Source organism: Caldibacillus thermoamylovorans (genome assembly GCF_000751775.1).
GTDB lineage: Bacteria > Bacillota > Bacilli > Bacillales > Caldibacillaceae > Caldifermentibacillus > Caldifermentibacillus hisashii.
The window spans coordinates 1-22612 of record NZ_CCRF01000062.1 but is presented as its reverse complement, the minus strand read 5'-3'; the positions used below and the strand labels follow the sequence as shown (position 1 = coordinate 22612).

The following is a 22612-nucleotide window of genomic DNA, read 5'->3' as shown; positions in this document are numbered from 1 at the left end:
CATAAGTGCTCTTGCGGCTCTGCTCTCGCCAAAAGCTCGGCAATCGCCGAGTTTTCTTTAGAAGTACAAAATGACTGGAAAGAATTATTTGACAAGATTCATTGAAGCCGGGACTTGTCCCTCCTAGTCTAAAAAACTGAAAAAGAAAAAATTGAAGGAACCGGTTAAATAGGAGTATACTTATAAATATGTAGACTGGAGGGTTGAAAATGATCAATAAAAATAGATTGCTGGAAGAGTTTCTCGAACTTGTCCGGATCGATTCTGAAACCAAGCATGAAGGCGAAATTGCCAAGATTTTAAAACAAAAATTTGCAAAACTTGGTTTGGAAGTTTTTGAAGATCAAACAATGGAACAAACCGGGCATGGTGCAGGAAATTTAATTTGCACATTAAAAGGGACAAACCGTGCAAGCGATCCAATTTACTTTACTTCCCATATGGATACCGTTGTTCCGGGAAAAGGAGTGAAACCTACTATTGAAAACGGCTATGTGGTCACGGACGGAACAACGATTCTCGGGGCAGATGACAAAGCGGGCATTGCCGCAATGTTTGAAGCCATCCGTGTTTTAAAAGAAGATAATATCGAACACGGTGATCTTCAATTCATTATTACAGTTGGTGAAGAGTCCGGATTAGTAGGAGCAAAAGCACTGGATTCTTCTAAAATTCATGCAAAATACGGATTTGCTCTTGATAGTGACGGAGAAGTAGGTACAATTGTAATAGCAGCACCTACGCAAGCAAAAATCAATGCGACAATTACCGGGAAGAGTGCTCATGCCGGTGTTGCCCCGGAAAAAGGGGTTTCCGCGATAACGGTTGCAGCAAAAGCAATTTCCAAAATGCCGCTGGGTCGCATCGATGAAGAAACGACGGCAAATATCGGTCGTTTTGAAGGCGGGCAAGCAACCAATATTGTCTGTGAAAAAGCGTATGTCTTTGCAGAGGCTCGCTCTCTTTCAAATGAAAAATTAAATATCCAGCTTGACAAAATGAAACATGCCTTTACGGAGGCAGCTCGTGAAATGGGAGCAACAGCCGATGTAGAAATAAAAGTGATGTATCCGTCTTTCAAATACGGACCGGACGATGTCGTTGTCAAAATAGCAAGTAAGGCGGCAGAAAAGATTGGTCGTAACAGCAAACTCATAAAAAGCGGCGGCGGTAGTGATGCCAATGTAATCGCAGGCATGGGAATACCTACTGTTGTTCTTGGGGTAGGTTATGAAGAAATTCATACGACAAAAGAAAGAATGCCGATTGCAGAACTTAATAAGTTGGCTGAACTGGTTGTTGCCATTGTCGATACAGTAAACAAACAGTCTTAGGAGCAAGTGAGTTTTAGCGGATTTATCATGAAGGTGGTGAGTTATTTGGACACAGTCAAAGTCGTTATTTTTAAAGAGAAGCATGAAGAGTATGCGATTGATGTCGACCATGTTATTTCCATTGAAAAACCGGAAAAAATAACGCCGGTGCCACAACTGCCGAATTTTATTAAAGGTTTGGTAAAGGTAAGAGGAGAACTTGTACCGGTTGTTGACTTGCATCATGTTTTATATGGAACCGATGAAGCTTTACATGAAATGACAAGATTGATTGTTTTAAAAACCGGAATATTAAAGTTAGCTTTGCTTGTAGGTGAGGCAAAAGAATTAATGGAAGTAAGTACCGATTCGATTAAACAAGTCGGCTTGTTTGCCTATCAAAAAACTTCTTATTTTACCGGTGTAATCAACTTAGATAATCGCCTCATTACGCTAATTGATCCGAACCGAATGATCAACAGTTTAGACGGAATTAGAGAAATTCAAGCGTATATGGAGGAACAGGCAAAAATAACCGATTCCTAATAGGTTATTTCACATTTATGTCAGCTTTGGAAAATCGAGTAGCTGCGAAGGCAAAATAATTGATTCCCGGTAAGGTGTTGCACATACCGATTATTGAAGGGACAAGCGGCACGGTGGATGGAATATCAATATCCGGCCTGAATGCAGGTGGAAAAAGGTGATTTCGAGCATGAGCGAAAAAAAAGGTGAGAAAGGCAGAATTATTTTCCATGTCGATATGAACAGTTTCTACGCCTCGGTTGAAATATCTTTAAATCCATCATTAAAAGGGAAGCCGCTCGCCATTGCCGGAAACCCAAAAGAGCGGCGTGGGATTATTGTTACATGCAGTTATGAAGCGAGAAAGCTTGGCGTCAAGACAACGATGCCTTTGTGGCAAGCAAAAAAACTTTGTCCTGAGCTCATTGTGAAAGCACCGAACTTTGACCAGTATCGGAAAGCTTCAACAAGGATGTTTCAAATATTGCGGGAATATACCAGTATTGTTGAGCCGGTCTCCATTGACGAAGGGTATTTAGACATCACTGAATATGTCACGGATCACCCGCTAAAAATTGCCCAATCGATTCAAAACCGCCTTTTACAAGAAATGAATTTACCGTGCAGCATTGGGATTGCACCTAATAAATTTTTGGCAAAAATGGCTTCTGATATGAAAAAGCCACTCGGTATTACAATCTTACGCAAGCGGGATGTTCAAAAGATTTTATGGCCGATGCCGGTAAGTGAAATGCATGGGGTCGGAGCCAAAACGGCCGAAAAATTACATACGATAGGTATGGAGACGATTGGAGATTTAGCTCAAGGAGATGAACACCAACTTCAAAAATTATTGGGGATTAATGGGATTCGTTTAAAAGAGCGAGCCAATGGAATCGATCATAGACGTGTCGACCCCGAAAGTATTTATGACTTTAAAAGCATCGGGAATTCAACAACATTGCCCAGGGATATCAGTTCGCAAAATAATTTGCTCACTGTTTTACAAAAGCTGGCTCAAACGGTATCCGCCCGTTTGAAAAATAAGGAAGTTTATACGACCAATATTGCCGTGACGATTCGCTACAAAGACCGAACGACATTGACTAGGAGCAAAAAATTGGGAAATCCTATTCAAGAAGAGATGGACATCTATCAGCAAGCAAAATCGATTTTTTTAAAAAATTGGAACGGGACGCCTGTTCGACTGTTAGGAATTACAGGAAATGATCTAGTTGACGAAAAACATGCGTATAAACAATTGGATCTATTTACATATGAAAAGGATGCAAAAGAAGAACTGTTACTAGAGGCGATTGATCATTTACGCAAAAAATTTGGGGAAGATATTATTAAAAAAGGTTTGAAAACTTCTCACAAAGAAGGACACACGGATACAAGTTTTAATAAAGATTTTCTTTTAGAAGATGATGAATAATAACAGGAAAGGGTGTATCAACATGGCAAAACAACAAATCGGCGTTGTCGGCCTTGCCGTTATGGGAAAAAATTTAGCATTTAATATTGAATCAAGAGGATATACGGTTTCTGTTTTTAACCGTTCACGGGAAAAAACGGATGCCATGATGCAAGAAGCAACTGGAAAAAATATTGTGCCAACATATAGTATTGAAGAATTTGTTCAATCTTTAGAAACTCCACGTAAAATTTTGTTAATGGTTAAAGCCGGTCCGGCAACAGATGCGACCATTGAACAGTTAAAGCCGCATTTGGAAAAAGGTGATATTTTAATTGACGGCGGTAATACATTTTTTCAAGATACCATCCGTCGAAATAAAGAATTGAGTGATTTAGGTTTTCACTTTATCGGTACCGGTGTTTCCGGCGGGGAAGAAGGTGCGTTAAAAGGCCCGTCGATTATGCCGGGGGGACAAAAAGAAGCATATGATTTAGTCGCACCGATTTTGCAAGCTATTTCCGCGAAAGTTAACGGGGATCCTTGCTGTACATATATCGGTCCGGATGGTGCCGGACATTTTGTTAAAATGGTTCATAACGGCATCGAATATGGAGATATGCAATTGATTGGGGAATCCTATTTTCTATTAAAAAATATTTTAGGTCTGTCCAATGATGAATTACATCAAGTATTTTCCGATTGGAACCAAGGTGAATTGGACAGTTATTTAATTGAAATTACAAGAGATATTTTTACAAAAATAGATGAAGAAACAGGAAAACCATTGGTTGATATGATTTTAGATAAAGCCGGTCAAAAAGGAACAGGAAAATGGACCAGTCAAAATGCGTTAGATTTAGGTGTTCCGCTGCCAATTATTACAGAATCGGTATTTGCCCGTTTTATTTCGGCAATGAAGGACGAACGTGTTCAAGCAAGTAAGATTTTAACAGGCCCAACATCTGGGGCATTTAGTGGAAATCGTAAAGAGTTTATTGAACAAGTGCGTCAAGCTTTATATTTCAGTAAAATTTGCTCCTATGCCCAAGGATTTGCGCAAATGCGGGTGGCTTCCGAGGAATACGGATGGGATTTAAAATTTGGTGAAATTGCAATGATCTGGCGTGGCGGTTGCATCATCCGTGCCCAATTTTTACAAAAAATAAAAGATGCCTATGATCGTGATTCACAGTTGAAAAACTTGCTATTGGATCCATACTTTAAAGATATTGCTGATCGTTATCAAGATTCTTTACGAAACGTGATTGCCACGGCGGTTATGAATGGTATTCCGGTTCCGGGCTTTTCGGCTGCATTATCTTATTATGACAGCTACCGGACGAAAAACTTACCGGCCAATCTTTTGCAAGCCCAACGCGACTACTTTGGTGCCCACACCTATGAACGGGTAGACAAAGAAGGCATTTTCCATACAAAATGGATATAAAGAAAAGGGGGAACGGACCTATTCGGTTCGCACCCCTTTTTTTAGTATAAGAAAGTATAAAAATACAAGTAAATAACTTAGGATTAGTTTTATTGTCTAGCTCCGAGCGCCAGCGACTGAGAAACTAGCTCCCCTTTAATGTGCTCCTGCGCCATAGCCTATTCGAGGAAGCGGATGTTCAGCTCGTCGCAAAGCTTCATGAAGTATATCAAGGAAGATTACTCATGAAGTTCACTCTAGGAGTAGCTTCACTACGATAAGTCAACATCGGCTCGTTCCTCACCGTGTTTCCTTTTCCTCGAAAAAGCTAATCGCTTTTTCTTCGTGCGATGTCGATTCGAGGAAGCAAATCTGTTCTCATTGCGGGGCGCTCCAGTTTGTACGTCGCTAAGCGGGCGCTCTGCGCTTTTCTTACGTTTTTCAAAAGTTAACCGGCCACCAGAAGAATCCGTCTTTTTCTAATAGCTCCTCTGCCGCTTTTGGACCCATGGAGCCAGCAGCATAATTTGGAAAATCAGCTTGTTCATTTGTCCAAACTTCTGAAATATTATCAACAAACCGCCATGATAAAGCAACTTCATCCCAATGGGTAAAATTCGTCGCATCTCCGCGCAAGCAGTCATACAACAATTTTTCGTAAGCTTCCGGTGTATTAATACCATCAATGCTTTTGGTTGAAAAATTCAGCTTCACCGGCGTAGTTCCCAGTACTTCTCCGGTCTTTTTCACATTTAAATGTAATGTAATACCTTCATCAGGTTGTACGTGAATGACAAGTAAATTTGGATTTAAAGTCGAACCGTTTTTATAATATAAATTCATCGGTATATCTTTAAATTGAACGATGATGTTGGTGGATTTCGTAGCCATCCGTTTGCCGGTTCGGATATAAAATGGAACACCTGCCCAGCGAAAATTATCAATGAGAAATTTACCGGCAACAAAAGTTTCTGTATTCGAATCTTTCGGTACATTCGGTTCATCACGATAAGCCGGAACCTTTGTGCCATTCATGATCCCTTCTCCATATTGTCCCCTGACAAAATAGTCATGGACTGCTTCTCCTTCCACTGGTCGCAATGCCCGTAACACTTTCACCTTTTCACTGCGGATTTCATCGGTGGTCAACCGGATTGGCGGTTCCATGGCAAGAAGAGAGACGATTTGTAACATATGGTTTTGTACCATATCCCGAATGGCCCCGCTTTTATCATAGTATCTTGCCCGTTCTTCCACGCCGAGAGTTTCGCTGGAAGTCACTTGAATATTAGATATATAACGATTGTTCCATAAAGGTTCAAAAATAGCATTGGCAAATCGGATGACTTCGATATTTTGTACCATTTCTTTTCCTAAATAATGGTCGATCCGATAAACTTCATCTTCTTTAAAAGCCGAGCGTATCCGTTTATTAAGTTCAATCGCTGAAGCTAAGTCATGCCCAAATGGTTTTTCAATGACCAATCGTTTAAAACCGTTCGTATTAGTCAACCCGTCTTCCCTTAAATGCTCAGCAACCGTACCAAAGAACTCAGGCGACATCGCTAAATAAAAAATTCGATTTCCTTCCAGTTGATAAGTATGATCAAGCCGGTCCACCAGTTCTTTTAATTGCTTGTACGATTCTGAATCATTGACATCATGCGATTGATAATAGAAGTGGGAGATAAACTCTTCCAAATTGTCCGCCTTTTCGCCAAAAGTAGTGACGGAATCTCTCACCCAATTACGAAATTCGCCGTCATCCTTTAAACGTCTCGCTACACCTACGACGGCAAAACGATTCGATAAATTCCCTTTACGAAAAAGGTTATATAGTGAAGGATATAATTTTCTTTTCGCCAAATCACCGGTTGCACCAAAAAGTAAAATTAATGATGAAAGATTTTCTCTTGTTTTCATTTTTACCCTCGCTTTATGTGTACTTATTAACATATATTAAAATTTTACTCGTAACAAGAAAAAATGGCAAATTTTGAAAACGGCTGATTCGATAAATTCCATAATCTTGTTTTCATTTGTTGATTACCTTATTTAGTTTTTGTTAATGGTCTTTCATTTAGTATAAAAATAATGATAAACAGCTTTTAGATAAGGTTGATGGATTAACCCCGGCCGCCTGCATTTTCTTTATCAAAACGTTTGATATTGAAAAAAAGTTGGTAAAACCTGATAATAAATATATAGATTAAGCGTTGTTGATATTGGAGGAATTATTTTGGAAATTACTTTTCTCGGAACCGGTGCAGGAATGCCTGCAAAATATAGAAATGTGACGGCGATTACCTTGAAACATTTACAAGATGGAGCGATCTGGCTGTTTGACTGCGGTGAAGCTACACAGCATCAGATTTTACATACATCATTAAAACCGCGAAAGATAGAAAAGATTTTTATTACCCATCTTCACGGTGATCATATTTTCGGCTTACCCGGCTTACTCGGGAGTCGTTCCTTTTTAGGTGGGATAGAGCCGGTTACTATTTATGGTCCCAAAGGCATTCGCGATTTTGTTGAAATGAGCCTGTCAATAAGTCAGTCTCATTTGAAATATGATATTCATTATGTTGAGTTTGAGGATGAACTTTATTTAGATGAAGGTGATTTTATAATTGAAGCAAAATTGCTTGACCATGGCATCCCGTCCTATGGTTACCGAATTGTTGAAAAAGATAAGCCGGGTTCATTAATGGCCGATGAATTAAAAAAAATCGGCGTAAAACCGGGACCTATTTTTAAACAATTGAAAACCGGGGCAACGATCCAGCTAGAGGATGGAACGATTATTAACGGAGCGGATTTTTTAGGACCGGCCAAAAAGGGAAGGGTCGTTACTATTTTAGGGGATACAAGACCGACTCAAGTGAGTGTAGCGTTGGCAAGGAATGCGGACTTGCTCATTCATGAAGCAACATTTGATAAGGATGCGGAAGATATCGCTCACCAATATTTCCATTCAACGACTCATCAGGCAGCACGAATAGCGGTACAGGCAAATGTAAAAAAATTATGCATTACCCATATTAGTTCGCGTTTTGAAAAAGGAGATTTACCGTTTTTAGAAAAACAGGCGCAAGAAATATTTCCAAACACAATTATTGCTGAGGATTTTAAAAAGATTGAAGTGAAACATTAAATTAAGAGAGACAGGTAAGTGATCATCATACGAATCGTTAAAACTATATTGGAGGCAGAAATATGAATCCACGTTTACATGGCAAAACCATCTTGATTACCGGTGCTTCCGGGGGGTTAGGGGAACAATTGGCCTATCAATGTGCAGAAAGTGGTGCCCATCTCATCCTCGTTGCCCGCAGCTACGATAAATTAGCAAAGATTCAAGAAGAAATCAGAAAAAAACACCGCACTTCCGTCTCTGTCTATAAACTTGATGTTGGAAATACGGAGGAAATTTTAAATTTTTTTGAGCAACTCGGCGATAAGCAAAGGATTGATGTATTAATTAATAATGCAGGGTTTGGCATCTTTAAAACCGTGCTGGATGCAACGATGTATGAGGCCGAAAACATGCTTCGTGTCAATGTCCTTGGTTTAATTGCGATGACAAAAATGGTGTTACCGAAAATGGTTGCGCAAAATTCCGGTCATATTATCAATATCGCTTCTCAAGCAGGGAAAATTGCCACCCCGAAATCAAGCATTTATTCAGCGACAAAAAAGGCGGTATTGGGCTTTACTGATGCCCTGAGAATGGAAGTTCGTGATGAAGGTATATTTGTCACTGCTGTTAATCCCGGACCGATTGAAACGAATTTCTTTCATATTGCCGATGAATCGGGGGAATATTTAAAAAATGTCGGCAGATGGGTATTGAAACCGGAAGAAGTTGCCGCTCAAATTGTTAAGAAAATGTTTACGTCAACCCGTGAAATTAATTTGCCGCGGCTCATGAATGCCGGTAGTACCATTTACAATCTTTTTCCCGGTCTTGTTGAAAAAGTCGGGAAAAATGCGTTCTTTAAAAAATAGATTTACATACATATTTTAAAATAACAATGCCGGTTCCCGATGAAAGCCGGCATGTCTATACTAAATTTTATGAAAAACCGGTTTTTGGTTTTCAAAAGTTGCCACATAATGGAAGCCAATGGTTTTCAATACATCAACAGCGTGATCGTAATATTCTCCGAGGCGTTCGGGTTTATGCGCATCCGAGCCGATCGTCAAAATTTCTCCGCCCATCTCCTTATACAACTTCAAAATATCGACACTCGGCAACACCCGTCCAAGACCGTAATAAAATCCCGATGTATTGATTTCAATTCCTTGCCCGTTTGGAATAATCAATTTAAAAATTTCTTCAATAATATCCAAAAGCGATTTTACGCCGGGTTCATATTTATATCGAGTCACTAAATCAAGGTGACCAAGGATGCTAAACCGATCAAAATCACGAATACATGCCAGTAACTCTGAATAATATTCTTCATAAGCTTGATCCAAACTTTTCGCTTCAAAAAATTTGCCGGAATGAAGGTCGAATCCCTTTGTCGCATGCATGGAACAAATGATAAAATCAAACGGTTCTTCATCGACAATCCTTCGATAATCATCCAGCACATGTGGTTGAACCCCGAGTTCCACCCCTTTGCGAACTTTGATTTTATGCCCAAAAGCCGACTGCATCTCCCGTATTTTTAAACGATACTTATTCAAATCTAGGTCAAATGTCCAGTCACGATCGGGATAATCTTTATCAATATGCTCTGTAAAACAAAGCTCTTGAATTCCTTTTTCAATGGCTGCTTTGACCATATCTTCCATTGCTACTTCACAATCTTCACTGAACGAACTATGTACATGAAAATCAAACATCTCGCGTCACCTACTAAAAAATTTTTTAATAATTTAATATTACTACATGACTTTATTTTAATAAAGTGATAAACTACTAAATAACTAATTAATTAAATTAATAATATGATAAAGAAAAGGGAATGGATATGATGCAAAAACTTACCCAATTTGTTCCGAAAGGTGTGACCGGTATGGAACCAAGTGAGTTTGAAGTTAAAGAGGAAGTCCTGTCACGAATAAAACAACTTTTCAAGAAAAAAGGGTTCCACCAAGTTCAAACACCGATATTTGAATATTATGACCTTTTTAACGAAATTAAAGGAACGATCGATAAGGATCAAATGATTAAACTTATTGACACCGATGGAAAAATTTTAGTTTTACGACCGGATGCCACCATTCCCATTGCGAGGATGGTCGCAGAAGCCAGGGAAACCAAGGATGGAAAACCGGTTCAAAAATATTCCTATGTTACCAGTATATTCCGAATGAACAATGATCCGCAAAATATTCAATCCAGAGAATTTACTCAGGCAGGGATTGAATGGTTCGGCAGTGACGGTGTACAGGCGGATGCAGAAATTATTACCCTAGCGATTCTTTCATTAATCGAGGCAGGGGTTGATGCCTTTACGATTGATATCGGAAAAGCCAATTTTTACAAAAAATTAATTGAACAAATTGAGTTAGCGGAACACGAAATACAATTTATCCAACGGTTGATTGAAAATAAAAATTTCCTTGAATTGGAGTCCTATGTTCAAGAATTGATGATACCGGCCCCTTATAAAGAAGCCCTTGCCGCCATTCCGACGCTTTACGGGGAACCGGAAAAGGTATTTGCCCGGGCAAATCAGGTTGCCGTCAATGATGAAATGAAGATGGAAATTGAACATTTAGAAAAGGTTGTTCGCGAATTGGAAGCGGCTGGTTTTGGCAACTTTTTAACCGTTGACTTAGGGCTGATTAACCACTTGAACTATTATTCCGGTATTGTTTTCCATGGATATATTGCCGGATACGGGCAACCGGTTTTGTTAGGCGGGCGGTATGACGGATTAACAAAACAATTCGGTTATGACACAAAAGCGATTGGTTTTGCCATTTATGCCGATCATTTAATTACCGCTTTAAAAGCACAAGAGGGAGGAACCCGTTCGTGGAATATTTAAATATTGCCATAGCAAAAGGAAGGCTTGTAGATCACACGATAGACATATTACGTGCAATTGGCATTAATTTTCCGGACTATCATGAAAAAAGTCGAAAATTAATTTTTGAGGACCCGGTGAAAAAAATTCGCATCGTTCTCGTAAAAGCAAGCGATGTCGCTACCTATGTCGAACGGGGAGCAACCGATTTAGGCGTGATCGGCAAAGATTCCTTGATTGAATCCGGTGCCAATGTATTTGAAGTCGTCGATTTAGGTTTTGGCCGCTGCCGTTTTGTTGTCGCCGGGCTTGAAGCAACCGTTTTGCAAAAGCATAAATTTATTGTCGCCACAAAATACCCGAAAGTGACCAACCAATTTTTTACCGAAAGAGGGCAAACCGTGGAAACCATTCATTTAAACGGATCGGTGGAATTGGCTCCGCTTGTCGGCCTTTCCGATTGTATTGTTGATATTGTCGAAACAGGCAGAACTTTGCAAGACAACGGGTTAAAGGTGCTTGCGGAAATTTTTGAAATCAGTGCCCGTCTCATTGCCAATAAAGCAAGTTTTAAAACAAAACATAGTCGGATAGATGATTTTATTAATCACATTCAATCCGTAGTAAATGAAAAAGGAGCGGTTGGGCAATGATCAACTTGACAAAAATCAGTAAAAATGAATTGGCTGTCATTGATGAGAAAATGGCTCGGGGTGATGATTCATTTGAAGAAATTGATATAGCGGTAAAAGCAATTATTGCAAATGTCAGGCAAAATGGGGACGAGGCGCTCCTTGCGTATACAAAAACCTTTGATGGTGTCTCGCTCGCGTCTTTGAAAGTGTCTGAAGAAGAAATAACAGAGGCACTTGAAACCATTGAACCAAGCTTTTTGACCATTTTAAAAAACGCTAAAGACAATATTCGGGAATTTCACCAACATCAGCTTGAAAAATCATGGTTTGTCAAAAAAGGAAACGGCATTATCCTTGGGCAAAAAATTACCCCGCTGAAACGGGTTGGTGTTTATGTGCCGGGCGGGAAGGCTGCTTACCCGTCAACGGTTTTAATGGACGTGATCCCGGCAATTGTGGCGGGTGTGGAAGAAATTGTTATCGTTTCACCGCCAAATAAAGAAGGAAAAGTAAATCCGGCTGTTCTCGCTGCCGCATCAATAGCCGGGGTGACCGAAATTTATAAAGTCGGGGGTGCTCAATCAATTGCTGCCCTTGCTTATGGAACAAAATCAATCCGTCCGGTCGATAAGATTGTCGGTCCTGGCAATATTTATGTGGCCCGTGCGAAAAAATATGTGTTCGGCACAGTGGATATCGATATGATTGCCGGTCCGAGCGAGATTTGCGTGATTGCAGACGGTACTCAGAATCCAGCGTATATCGCCGCTGATTTATTATCACAGGCGGAACATGATGAAATGGCGGCATCGATTCTTGTCACCGATTCCGAGCAACTGGCCCTTGATGTACAAGGAGAAGTCGAAAAACAGTTAAAAGTACTGGAAAGAAATAAAATCACCCGGGCGTCAATTGAAAACTTTGGCCATATTTTTGTAGTGGATACACTTGATGACGCGTTTGAAGTGGTGAATGAAATTGCTCCGGAACATTTAGAGTTGCTCCTCGATAATCCGTTTGATCAATTGCCAAAAGTGCGCAATGCCGGAGCTATTTTCTTAGGTGCATACTCACCGGAACCACTCGGTGATTATTTTGCCGGTCCAAACCATACCTTGCCGACGAGCGGAACCGCGAAATTTTCGTCACCGCTTGGAACCTATGACTTTTTAAAACGGTCCAGTGTCATTTATTATAGTGAACAAGAATTAAAAAATGTAAAGGATCAAATCATCCAATTTGCGAATGAAGAAGGGTTAACTGCCCACGCCAATTCGATTCGCGTCCGATTTGAATAATGAGGTGATAGTATGCGTAGTGCGGAAGTAGTCAGAAAAACAGCAGAAACAAAGGTTGAATTGCAGTTGAATATCGATGGAAATGGAAATAGCTCGATTGATACCGGTGTTGGTTTTTTTAACCATATGTTGACACTCATGACGAAACACGGATTTATGGATTTGGCAGTCAAATGTGACGGTGATTCCGATGTGGATGACCATCATTCAGTGGAAGATGTCGGGATTGTTCTCGGGCAGGCATTTTTACAAGCATTGGGTGATAAAGCAGGGATTCGTCGCTATGCTTCTGTCTTTACCCCGATGGATGAGTCGCTTTCCCAAGTGTCGATTGATATTTCCGGTCGTCCATTCCTATATTTTGATGTCGAAATTCCAACAGAAAAAGTGGGTACATTCGATACGGAGTTAGTGGAAGAATTTTTCCGGGCTTTTGTTAATCAATCGGGGGTTACACTCCATATCCAATTGTTGCACGGGAAAAACAGCCACCATATCATTGAATCCATTTTTAAAGGATTTGGCCGGGTGTTGGATGAAGCGACCGCCATTGACGAAAGAATTAAAGGTGTTCGGTCGACAAAAGGAATGCTGTAGCGTTTCGGGCACAATTACCAATGACACAACATAAAGGAGCGATGTGCGGATATTAAAGACGGATCATTTGTATGTCAAGAATCGAATGAATGGCTGCACAACGCAAGGGAACGATGAACGGATATTAACAACGGATTATTTATATACCAAGAATGAATAAACAATTCCATAACGGAAGGGAGCGATGGGCTTGATTGCAATCATTGATTATGGTGCAGGAAATTTGAAAAGCGTCAATCATGCATTAAAGGGACTTGGTTTAGAAACGGATATAACAAGTAACCCGGAACGGTTGTATTCAGCCGATGCCTTAATTTTGCCGGGGGTTGGTGCTTTCCGTGATGCCATGATTGAATTGGAAAGATTAAACTTAGTTGAAGCGATAAAAGAAAATGCGCGGAACGGCAAACCAATTTTAGGGATTTGCTTAGGAATGCAATTATTTTATGAAAAAAGTTATGAACATGGTCAATGGGAAGGTCTCGGTTTACTGGAAGGAGAAGTTGTCCGCTTCAAACATGATTTCAAAGTACCGCATATGGGCTGGAATCAATTAATGAAAGGAACGGATAGCGCGCTTACCGATAAATTGGCTGAGAATAAATATGTATACTTTGTTCATTCGTATTATGTTGTACCAAAACATCTGGAAGAAGTTGTCTTTTGGACGGATTACGGCGTGAAATTCCCCGCTATGGTTCAAAAAGGCAATCTGATCGGTATGCAATTCCACCCGGAAAAAAGCGGAGAGACCGGAATAACATTATTACAAGCGTTTGGAGCGATGATCAAATGATTTTATTTCCTGCAATCGATATTCGTGACGGAAAATGTGTCCGCCTTATTCAAGGGGATTATGGCAAGCAACAAACCTTTGGTGATCCGGTCGAAATGGCCAAAAAATGGGAAGAGGCGGGGGCCGAATTTTTACATATCGTCGATTTAGACGGTGCATTATTTGGTGAAACAAAAAATTTGTCTGCTATTCAATTAATCTTAGAAACCATCCATATTCCAATCCAATTAGGCGGGGGAATCCGTTCGCTTGAAAAGGTCGAACGACTGATGGAGATGGGAGTCAGCCGCGTCATTTTAGGCAGTGCCGCTTTACGTGATGAACAATTTTTAGATGAAGCCCTCGAAACATACGGTCCGGCAATTGCTGTGTCGATTGATGCGAAAAACGGTTTTGTCGCTACGGACGGATGGACAAAGACGAGTGAGGTTGAAGCCCTTGCATTTGCCAAAAAATTAGAAGAAAAAGGATGTCAAACGATTGTTTATACAGATATCGCCAAGGACGGCATGCTTTCCGGCCCCAATTTTTCCGAACTTGAAAAAATAAATCGGGAAACAACGATGGATGTCATTGCATCCGGCGGGGTAAGTTCCTTGGAGGACTTGCGAAAATTAAAAGCATTGAATATGTATGGTGCGATTATCGGAAAGGCGATTTATACGGGTAAAATCAATCTTGAACAGGCATTAAAGGAAGTGACGATATGTTAGCAAAACGAATTATCCCTTGTTTAGATGTCCGGGCAGGTCGTGTCGTGAAAGGGGCAAAATTCCAAAATATTATGGATGTCGATGACCCGGTTCTGCTTGCCGAAAAGTATAGTGAGCTCGGCGCCGATGAACTAGTATTCTATGATATTACGGCGTCCAATGAAGAACGGGATATTTTTATCGATGTCGTTGAAAAAACGGCTGAACAAGTGCATATCCCGTTTACCGTTGGCGGCGGGATTCGGACGATTGAGGATTTCCGTAAAGTATTGAAAGCCGGGGCCGATAAAGTATCGGTCAACAGTGCGGCGGTAAAAAATCCGGATTTGATTCGTGAAGCGGCTGAAAAGTTCGGCAGCCAATGTGTCGTGCTTTCGATTGATGCAAAAAAACGTGACGACGGAAAATGGACAGTCTTTATCAATGGTGGCCGCATCGACACCGGAATGGATGCGGTTGAATGGGCTTTAGAAGGTGAGCGGCTCGGCGCCGGGGAAATTGTGCTAAATGCCATTGATACAGATGGTGTGAAGACCGGTTACAGTTTGGACATAACCGCTGAAATTGCCGGTCGGGTAAACATTCCGGTCGTAGCTTCCGGCGGGGCAGGTACGATGGAACATTTCCTCGAAGTATTTACAAAGGGGAAGGCAGATGCCGCTTTGGCTGCCTCCGTGTTTCACTTTGGTGAAATTGATATAAAACAATTGAAACAATATTTACGTGAAAATAACGTCGAAGTTAGGAGCGTTTAAGATGGAATTTAGTACCGATCAAATCAAATTTGATGAAAAAGGGCTTGTTCCCGCAATTGTTCAAGATTGCTACAGCGGAAAAGTACTTATGCTTGCTTATATGAATAAACAATCATTGGAAAAAACATTGGAGACAGGGACCACTTGGTTTTATAGCCGCAGTCGAAACGAACTTTGGAATAAAGGTGCAACATCCGGTCATTTTCAACAAGTTAAAAGAATGTCCTATGATTGTGATGGAGATGCGGTTTTAGTAGAAGTAGAACAACTTGGTGTTGCCTGTCATACCGGAGAGGCCAGCTGTTTTCATAATGAAGTTTACTCACAAGATCCATTTGCAGACTACAACCGGGAAATCGTTACGGAGCTATACCAATTTTTGCAAGACCGTAAATTAAATCCGGTTGAAGGTTCTTATACGAACTACTTATTTGAAAAAGGGTTGGATAAGATTTTAAAGAAAATCGGTGAGGAGACAACCGAAGTGATTATAGGCGCGAAAAATCCGGACCGTGAAGAATTGATTTTTGAATTAGCCGACCTCATCTATCATTCGTTAGTGTTAATGATTGAAAAGGATATTCGAATAGAAGAATTGAAAAAGGAACTAATGAAACGGATGACGAAAAAGCAACAAAAGGGTAAAGACAAAATTTTGCCGATGTAAGGGAAGGGGGACTTGTGTTGAGTAAATTTTGGAGCGAGGTAACCCGGCTGACGGAACCTTATGTGCCGGGTGAACAACCAAAAGTGAAAAATATGATTAAATTAAATACAAACGAAAATCCGTATCCCCCGTCGCCGAAAGTTTTGGCAGCGTTAAAAGGAGCGGTCGATGGAAATCTGCGCTTGTATCCCGATCCGACTGCTGATGAGTTATGTGAAGCAATTGCAAAGGCATACGACGTGGCAAAAAGTCAGGTGTTTATCGGTAACGGCTCCGATGAAGTGCTTGCCTTTTCCTTTTTGGCTTTCTTCAATCAGGGCGAGCAAATTTTGTTTCCGGATATCACATACAGTTTTTATCCGGTCTATGCAAATTTGTATCGTCTTGACTATAAAGAAGTACCATTGAATGAAGATTTCACGATTCCGGTTGAGCAATTTTTTCATGCGGAAGGCGGCGTCATTTTTCCCAATCCGAATGCGCCGACAAGTATTGGTTTAGGGTTGGAACAAATAGAAAAAATCTTGCAAAACAATCCTGACAAAGTGGTTATGGTTGATGAAGCGTATATTGATTTTGGCGGAGAGTCTGCTGTGCCTTTAACCCGACGTTATGAAAATTTGCTTGTTATCCAAACATTATCGAAATCCCGATCACTTGCGGGCCTCCGTGTCGGCTTTGCATTCGGTAACGAGCAATTAATTGAGGGACTGAACCGGATTAAAAATTCATTTAATTCTTATACATTGGATCGCCTGGCATTGGTCGGGGCGAAAGCGGCCATTGAAGATACAGCATATTTTGAAGAAACGCGGTCAAAAATTATAGAAACTCGTCATCGTGTAATCGGCGAGCTGAGGCAATTGAATTTCACGGTACTAGATTCACAGGCGAATTTCCTTTTTATGAAACATGGACGGGTAGATGCGAAACAAATCTTTGAAACGTTGAAAGAGAAAGGGATTTATGTACGTTACTTCAATAAATCGCGAATTGATCAGTTTTTGCGCGTGACAATTGGCACGGATGAAGAGATGAATCGTCTGATGGAGGAATTGGCGACAGGTATATTGTCCTAACGGATGGTGCAAAGGGATTAAGTGTTCACCAAGCTAACTGAACTCAAATTTTTTGTTGGTAAAAGAGGCTGTCCGTGAGTGCTTTAAATTCGACTTATAAGCTCCCGCTACTGCCTGTTTATCATTACCAATGGAAGAATCCCGCGAAAAATAGGAAACTTACCCGAAATATGTGGTTCCTGAATTCGCGGATATAACTTATATCCAGAATGAAGGGATGAATAACGAAAAAGTCATTTTAGAGGCACCGTATTCAACAATGGTCGATGACATCCGCTCAGGAAAACTAAAATTTTCATAAGCAACATAAGCAAATTACACGAAAAAAGTTGGAAAAAACCAGCCTTTCGCTTTGAAAGGTTGGTTTTCTTCTGACTGCTGCTGTTATTCCGCTTCGCCGACAACAGAAAAACGTTCGTTTTTGTGCTGTGGATTTTCAATTTCATCTAGGATCGCAATCGCGAAATCTGCATAGCTGATGTAACTCTCCCCTTTTGAATTCAAAGTAAGTACATCTCCGCCTTTTTTGTAGGAGCCGGTTCGTTTACCTGCCGGATCAAAGAACCCGGCTGGACTTACAAATGTCCATTGGATACCGGTGGAATGCTGCAGATCTTCTAAATTCTGCCCCTGGTTTTTCGCAGTTGGCAGGAATGCAGCGGGAAAATCAGGTGTATCCATGACACGAACGGTTTTTGATTCATCCGTAAATAGGCTGCCGGCACCGCCAACAACGATAAGGCGTGTGTTGGGAGCTGCCTTTAAAGCTTCGATTAAAACCCGGCCGGCTTCCACATGTTGATGTTCCTGACCGGGAGCAGCACCAAATGCATTAACGACAACATCATATTTTTGAAGATCTTCGGATTTGATATCGAAAATATTTTTTTCAACCACATGAACCTGTTTGTTTTGAATTTTCGAGGCATCCCGGACAATTGCTGTCACTTCATGGCCTCTTTCAACAGCCTCCTGAAGAATAAGGCTGCCTGCTTTTCCGCTGGCACCAATGATTCCAATTTTCATATGGCATTCCTCCTAAGATATGTAATTTGTTTTGTTACATGTAATCATTATAATTACAAGTGATGAAAATGTCAATGCTATTTATTTTTGATTTAAGTTATACTATACTTGTAATCATATGAATTACATGAGGAGAGTGACTAAAATGTCAATCAGCAGCCGTTTTGCTGTCGGGATTCATATATTGGTTTTAATTGAAATGAATAAAGATGGCGTGAGTTCTTCCGAATTTTTAGCCGAGAGTGTCAATACAAATCCTGTTGTCATCCGGAAAATCATGGGAATGTTGAAAAAATCCGGTTTAGTAGAAGTGCATCCGGGAAAAGCGGGGGCAAAACTGGCAAAAGACCTGTCCGACATTACACTGCTTGATGTTTATAAGGCGGTGAATGTTGTCCAGGACAGGGCGTTATTTAGCATCCATCAGAATCCTAATCCGAAATGTCCTGTGGGAAGAAATATTCAAGATACAATTGAACCGATATTTGAAGCATCCCAGATCGCAATGGAGAAAGTTTTAGAGAACGTGACATTGGAAGATGTGGTAAAAGATATTTCCAAAAAAGAGAACATTATTTGTTAAAAAGACATTCCAAATCGAATGTCTTTTTTCATTCTTCATCGTGCTCTGTAAGTATCCGATATTTCTCATTAAAAGAATTTATAATGGTTTAATGCCATATTGAGAAGATTAACCTGTTAGTCATACTTTTCAAGTTTGTCTTATCTATAGAATACTCTCTGTGATGCAAAAATCGAAGCAGAAAGCCGTATACTCGCATTCAAGATAAACTCAATTTTAAATGGAAATGTTCAAAATATACTATCGTTTGATAAAAAGGGCAGAAGCATGATATAAGTGTAAAAGGCATATTTTTGTTTTTTATTTGAAATAAATGTTTGACCTGTTATTTCATATGTTAGGATGTGAAATGAAAAATGAAAAATAACTTTTGGCGTGAACTACCACGGCCATTTTTTATACTTGCACCAATGGAAGATGTGACGGATGTTGTTTTTCGTCATGTCATAAGTATTGCCGCCAGACCGGATGTGTTTTTTACAGAGTTTACCAACACGGAAAGTTTTTGTCACCCTGATGGAATCATGAGTGTGCGCGGGCGCTTGACATTTACAGAAGATGAACAGCCGATTGTGGCCCATATATGGGGGGATAGGCCCGAATATTTTCGGCAAACGAGTATCGGCGTGGCAAAACTTGGGTTTAGTGGTGTGGATATTAATATGGGCTGTCCGGTACCAAATGTGGCGTCCAAAGGGAAAGGAAGCGGTCTGATCCGGCGTCCGGAAGTCGCTAGTGATATCATCCAAGCCGCAAAAGCAGGAGGATTACCTGTAAGTGTAAAGACAAGGCTTGGCTACACTGATGTGGACGAGTGGCGGGACTGGCTGACACATGTATTGAAACAAGACATTGTGAATCTTTCTATTCATCTGCGTACAAGAAAGGAAATGAGCAAAGTAGATGCCCATTGGGAACTGATTCCGGAGATTAAGAAACTTCGTGATGAGGTGGCACCAGACACACTTTTGACAATCAACGGGGATATTCCCGACCGGCAAACCGGTTTGAAGCTTGCCGGTCAATATGGTGTTGACGGAGTTATGATTGGCCGCGGTGTTTTTAAAAACCCATTTGCTTTTGAAAAAGAGCCGAAAGAACATAGCAGTAAGGAATTGTTGGATCTGTTAAGGTTGCATTTGGATCTCTTTGATAAATACTCGGAATTAGAACCGCGTTCTTTCAAACCTCTTCATCGCTTTTTTAAGATTTATGTCAAAGGGTTTAATGGTGCCGGTGAATTGAGAAATCAATTGATGAACACAAAATCTACCGAGGAAGTCCGCGCATTGCTTAATGCCTGGGAAGAAAGAGTTCCATTGTTTCAGTAAAACGTGACGTGGGGGGCAAAGACGAGCCGACAGTAGCCCGGGGCAGATCAGGAAAAAAATGCTGCATCCGGATTACTATCCGCCCTAATTTAATAGAAGTACAAACTAAGGCTGGGTCCATGAATGGGTCCGGCTTTTTTTACTTTTCTTGGCCATTTGTTTGGCAAAAGTCAGGGTAGATTTCTCTTGTTATGTACACTCTTTTTTCTATCTTTTCACAAACCTGCTCGCCCATCCAATACCCTGCAAACGCTTGTCTTAATATTAGTTTGCCAATGAGGATATTGGAAAAAATTGTTATTGAAAACGAACTTATATTCTTATAAAATGATGCATATACTTATTTCAAACATACGTTTGCAATTGTGCCCCGGGTTTTGAAGGAGATGGTAAAATGGTGGATTATAGCCGTTTGCCGCATCAACATATTTTGTGTGTTGATATTAAGAGTTTTTATGCCAGTTGTTCAGCAGTGATGTATGGGCTTGATCCGCTCGAATGCTATTTGGTCGTTGTCGGTGATAAACAACGGGAAGGAAGTGTTGTGTTGGCTGCCTCCCCGCAGATGAAAAAAGAGTTTGGGATTCAAACAGGATCCCGCTTGTTTGAATTGCCAAATGATCCGCGGATAGAAATTGTTGAGCCGCAAATGGCGACTTATTTGCGGGTATCAACAGAAATCACTCGACTGTTCAATCGTTATGTGCCAAAAGAGGCCATTCATGTTTACAGTGTCGATGAGAGTTTTATTAAGGTTGATGGAACGGCACATTTATGGGGTGGAGTCAGACAGGTTGCCGAGAAGATAAAAGACGATTTGATGCGGGAATTCCAGCTTACATGTGCAATCGGAATCGGCCCCAATATGCTCATGGCAAAACTGGCCCTGGATTTGGATGCGAAAACATCCGGGATTGCCCACTGGACATATGAAGATATACCAAAAAAGTTATGGCCTGTCTCACCCTTGAGAAAAATGTGGGGAATTGGCAGCCGTCTCGAAAAAACATTAAATAATATGGGGATTTTTTCAGTCGGGCAATTGGCTCATTATGACTTGGAAAAATTAGAAAAGAAATTTGGCATTATGGGAAATCAGCTTTATTACCACGCCTGGGGAGTCGATCTATCAGAAATCGGGGCGCCGATCATGGACGGTCAAGTCAGTTTCGGCAAAAGTCAAATTTTGTTGCGCGATTATAAAAACGTAACCGAAATCAAGCATGTCATCTTAGAAATGTGCGAAGAAGTAGCAAGGCGGGCGCGGACAGGAAAATATGCGGGACGGACAATCAGCCTTGGTATTGGTTACAGTCATGAAGAATTAGGCGGCGGATTTTATCGGTCGAAAACGGTTGAATCACCGACCAATATGACAATGGATCTGTACCGGGTTTGTTTGGAGCTTTTTAACAAGCATTATGACGGGCGAACGGTACGGCAAATTTCCATCGCTCTGTCCAATATTGTCCCGGATGAAAGCATTCAGCTCGATTTATTTGATCCAAATTTATGGAAGAAAAAGAAATTAGGTTATACCGTGGACAGAATTCGTCAACGGTTTGGTTCTGCCTCCCTGCTTAGAGCAGTTTCCTATACGGAAGGGGGAACGGCACGGAGAAGGGCGAAACTTGTCGGCGGGCATAAAGCGTAATCATTTTTGGAAAATGTACGATGAGGCAGCTAATTTTTAAAGATCGGATAGAGTTGCTTTTCAGCATATTTATAGTAATCTACCGTATGCGGAAAGGGATGATCAAGATGATTCGCGATCGCGGACGAATCAAATGGACGGCAATGATGCTGCCGGAGCATGTCAAAATGTTGCGTGATTGGGCAAAAGAGGATTTGTGGGAATCACCAAAGGAATTGGATGAACAACAATTAGAAGAATTTAATGAAAAGGTTCAAGTGGCCAAAGCAATGAATAGAAAGGTGACCATCCAATATTATGTCGGACATCACTACAAGACAATCAACGGAAATATCCGCTCTTTTGACACCCTCCAAAACGATATACAAGTGATAAATGAAGAAGGAGATGTCCATTCCATCCCACTAGCGGCGATTACTGCCATCGAATATATGGAATGACTTGTTAATAAAAAAGGAGATAAGAGCCAACGGAAGTGCTCGATTCTCCTTAATGCTAGGCAACCATTGAAAGAATAGATATCGTTTAGCTTTTTAAAATCCGCCATCCAATATATAAGAAAACGATGAATATCACTGCTGTAAATAGAAAAGAAATCATGCCGAAAACAAGTTTAAACATAATTTTAATAAGGAAAATTGCTAGGAAAAATAGAAGTATTAATTTTAGAAATTTCATCTAAAGTCCTCCCGTAAATAGAACGAAATATGATAAGGAGCATATCTAACTATAGTTTAACATTGTTTCCCTTTTATTGCGATGAATTGTTTTATTTTTTGACAACGGCTGGCAAAATTTTTTTGA

22 protein-coding genes and 1 pseudogene are annotated in these 22612 nt (G+C 40.6%); 20 read left to right on the top strand and 3 right to left on the bottom strand.

Features of this window, described 5'->3' with window-relative positions:
• The first annotated feature begins 209 nt into the window (after positions 1-209).
• The 4 genes from BT1A1_RS10460 to gndA all read left to right on the top strand — a co-directional run bounded on the left by BT1A1_RS10460 (position 210) and on the right by gndA (position 4705).
• Positions 210-1334, top strand: a complete 1125-nt coding sequence (locus BT1A1_RS10460; protein WP_034770883.1) for a M20/M25/M40 family metallo-hydrolase — start codon at positions 210-212, stop codon at positions 1332-1334.
• A gap of 45 nt (positions 1335-1379) precedes the next feature.
• Positions 1380-1859 carry a chemotaxis protein CheW gene (locus BT1A1_RS10455; RefSeq protein WP_231553329.1) on the top strand — a complete coding sequence of 160 codons (480 nt, stop codon included), beginning with the start codon at positions 1380-1382 and terminating at the stop codon, positions 1857-1859.
• Positions 1860-2028: 169 nt separating this feature from the next.
• On the top strand, positions 2029-3276 hold the full coding sequence (locus BT1A1_RS10450; protein ID WP_034770948.1) for a DNA polymerase IV: 1248 nt from the start codon (positions 2029-2031) through the stop codon (positions 3274-3276).
• Positions 3277-3298: 22 nt separating this feature from the next.
• The gene (gene gndA / locus BT1A1_RS10445; protein WP_034770879.1) at positions 3299-4705 is read left to right on the top strand and encodes an NADP-dependent phosphogluconate dehydrogenase; all 1407 of its coding nucleotides are present in this window, start codon (positions 3299-3301) and stop codon (positions 4703-4705) included.
• Between the two features lie 420 nt (positions 4706-5125).
• Here the strand turns inward: gndA and zwf are convergent, their stop codons facing one another.
• On the bottom strand, positions 5126-6607 hold the full coding sequence (gene zwf, locus BT1A1_RS10440; protein ID WP_034770877.1) for a glucose-6-phosphate dehydrogenase: 1482 nt from the start codon (positions 6605-6607) through the stop codon (positions 5126-5128).
• 316 nt (positions 6608-6923) lie between these two features.
• On the opposite strand from zwf, the gene rnz reads away from it, so the two are divergent.
• Both rnz and BT1A1_RS10430 read left to right on the top strand, forming a co-directional pair.
• The gene (gene rnz / locus BT1A1_RS10435) at positions 6924-7841 is read left to right on the top strand and encodes a ribonuclease Z (RefSeq protein ID WP_034770875.1); all 918 of its coding nucleotides are present in this window, start codon (positions 6924-6926) and stop codon (positions 7839-7841) included.
• Between the two features lie 62 nt (positions 7842-7903).
• Positions 7904-8695 carry an SDR family NAD(P)-dependent oxidoreductase gene (locus BT1A1_RS10430; RefSeq protein ID WP_034770874.1) on the top strand — a complete coding sequence of 264 codons (792 nt, stop codon included), beginning with the start codon at positions 7904-7906 and terminating at the stop codon, positions 8693-8695.
• A 60-nt stretch (positions 8696-8755) separates the two neighbouring features.
• On the opposite strand, the gene BT1A1_RS10425 is transcribed toward BT1A1_RS10430, so the two are convergent.
• The gene (locus BT1A1_RS10425; protein ID WP_034770872.1) at positions 8756-9541 is read right to left on the bottom strand and encodes a histidinol-phosphatase HisJ family protein; all 786 of its coding nucleotides are present in this window, start codon (positions 9539-9541) and stop codon (positions 8756-8758) included.
• Positions 9542-9672: 131 nt separating this feature from the next.
• Between BT1A1_RS10425 and hisZ the strand changes: the two genes are divergently transcribed.
• From hisZ to BT1A1_RS17940, 10 genes and pseudogenes are all read left to right on the top strand, one after another.
• Complete coding sequence (gene hisZ / locus BT1A1_RS10420) at positions 9673-10695, top strand: ATP phosphoribosyltransferase regulatory subunit (protein WP_051989098.1); 1023 nt, start codon at positions 9673-9675, stop codon at positions 10693-10695.
• Positions 10683-11327 (top strand): ATP phosphoribosyltransferase, encoded by a 645-nt coding sequence (gene hisG, locus BT1A1_RS10415; RefSeq protein WP_034770869.1) that lies wholly within the window; start codon positions 10683-10685, stop codon positions 11325-11327. The genes hisZ and hisG overlap by 13 nt, the downstream gene beginning before the upstream one ends.
• Positions 11327-12607 (top strand): histidinol dehydrogenase, encoded by a 1281-nt coding sequence (hisD, locus tag BT1A1_RS10410; RefSeq protein WP_396234645.1) that lies wholly within the window; start codon positions 11327-11329, stop codon positions 12605-12607. Before hisG ends, hisD begins: the two co-directional genes overlap by 1 nt.
• A 12-nt stretch (positions 12608-12619) precedes the next feature.
• On the top strand, positions 12620-13204 hold the full coding sequence (hisB, locus tag BT1A1_RS10405) for an imidazoleglycerol-phosphate dehydratase HisB (RefSeq protein WP_034770865.1): 585 nt from the start codon (positions 12620-12622) through the stop codon (positions 13202-13204).
• Between the two features lie 190 nt (positions 13205-13394).
• The gene (gene hisH, locus BT1A1_RS10400; RefSeq protein ID WP_034770945.1) at positions 13395-14000 is read left to right on the top strand and encodes an imidazole glycerol phosphate synthase subunit HisH; all 606 of its coding nucleotides are present in this window, start codon (positions 13395-13397) and stop codon (positions 13998-14000) included.
• Entirely contained in the window at positions 13997-14713 is a 717-nt protein-coding gene (gene hisA / locus BT1A1_RS10395; protein ID WP_034770862.1) for a 1-(5-phosphoribosyl)-5-[(5-phosphoribosylamino)methylideneamino]imidazole-4-carboxamide isomerase, read from the top strand. The genes hisH and hisA overlap by 4 nt, the downstream gene beginning before the upstream one ends.
• A complete protein-coding gene (gene hisF, locus BT1A1_RS10390) occupies positions 14707-15468 on the top strand; it encodes an imidazole glycerol phosphate synthase subunit HisF (RefSeq protein ID WP_034770859.1) in 762 nt (253 codons plus the stop codon). The genes hisA and hisF overlap by 7 nt, the downstream gene beginning before the upstream one ends.
• Position 15469: 1 nt before the next feature.
• Entirely contained in the window at positions 15470-16135 is a 666-nt protein-coding gene (gene hisIE / locus BT1A1_RS10385; RefSeq protein ID WP_034770858.1) for a bifunctional phosphoribosyl-AMP cyclohydrolase/phosphoribosyl-ATP diphosphatase HisIE, read from the top strand.
• 17 nt (positions 16136-16152) lie between these two features.
• A complete protein-coding gene (gene hisC / locus BT1A1_RS10380) occupies positions 16153-17214 on the top strand; it encodes a histidinol-phosphate transaminase (RefSeq protein WP_034770856.1) in 1062 nt (353 codons plus the stop codon).
• A 130-nt stretch (positions 17215-17344) separates the two neighbouring features.
• Positions 17345-17515, top strand: a pseudogene (locus BT1A1_RS17940) (phenolic acid decarboxylase); the annotation flags it as partial.
• 83 nt (positions 17516-17598) lie between these two features.
• Here BT1A1_RS17940 and BT1A1_RS10375 read toward each other — a convergent pair.
• A complete protein-coding gene (locus BT1A1_RS10375) occupies positions 17599-18240 on the bottom strand; it encodes an NAD(P)-dependent oxidoreductase (RefSeq protein WP_034770853.1) in 642 nt (213 codons plus the stop codon).
• A gap of 145 nt (positions 18241-18385) precedes the next feature.
• Here BT1A1_RS10375 and BT1A1_RS10370 point away from each other — a divergent pair, with 145 nt between their 5' ends.
• The 4 genes from BT1A1_RS10370 (at position 18386) to BT1A1_RS10355 (ending at position 22248) form a co-directional block, all read left to right on the top strand.
• Positions 18386-18823, top strand: coding sequence for an Rrf2 family transcriptional regulator (locus BT1A1_RS10370; protein ID WP_034770851.1), 438 nt, complete (start codon positions 18386-18388; stop codon positions 18821-18823).
• Positions 18824-19179: 356 nt separating this feature from the next.
• Positions 19180-20154 carry a tRNA dihydrouridine synthase gene (locus BT1A1_RS10365; RefSeq protein WP_034770848.1) on the top strand — a complete coding sequence of 325 codons (975 nt, stop codon included), beginning with the start codon at positions 19180-19182 and terminating at the stop codon, positions 20152-20154.
• A 394-nt stretch (positions 20155-20548) separates the two neighbouring features.
• On the top strand, positions 20549-21808 hold the full coding sequence (locus BT1A1_RS10360) for a Y-family DNA polymerase (RefSeq protein ID WP_034770845.1): 1260 nt from the start codon (positions 20549-20551) through the stop codon (positions 21806-21808).
• A 20-nt stretch (positions 21809-21828) separates the two neighbouring features.
• A complete protein-coding gene (locus BT1A1_RS10355; protein ID WP_330939315.1) occupies positions 21829-22248 on the top strand; it encodes a YolD-like family protein in 420 nt (139 codons plus the stop codon).
• The last annotated feature ends 364 nt before the right edge of the window (positions 22249-22612 follow it).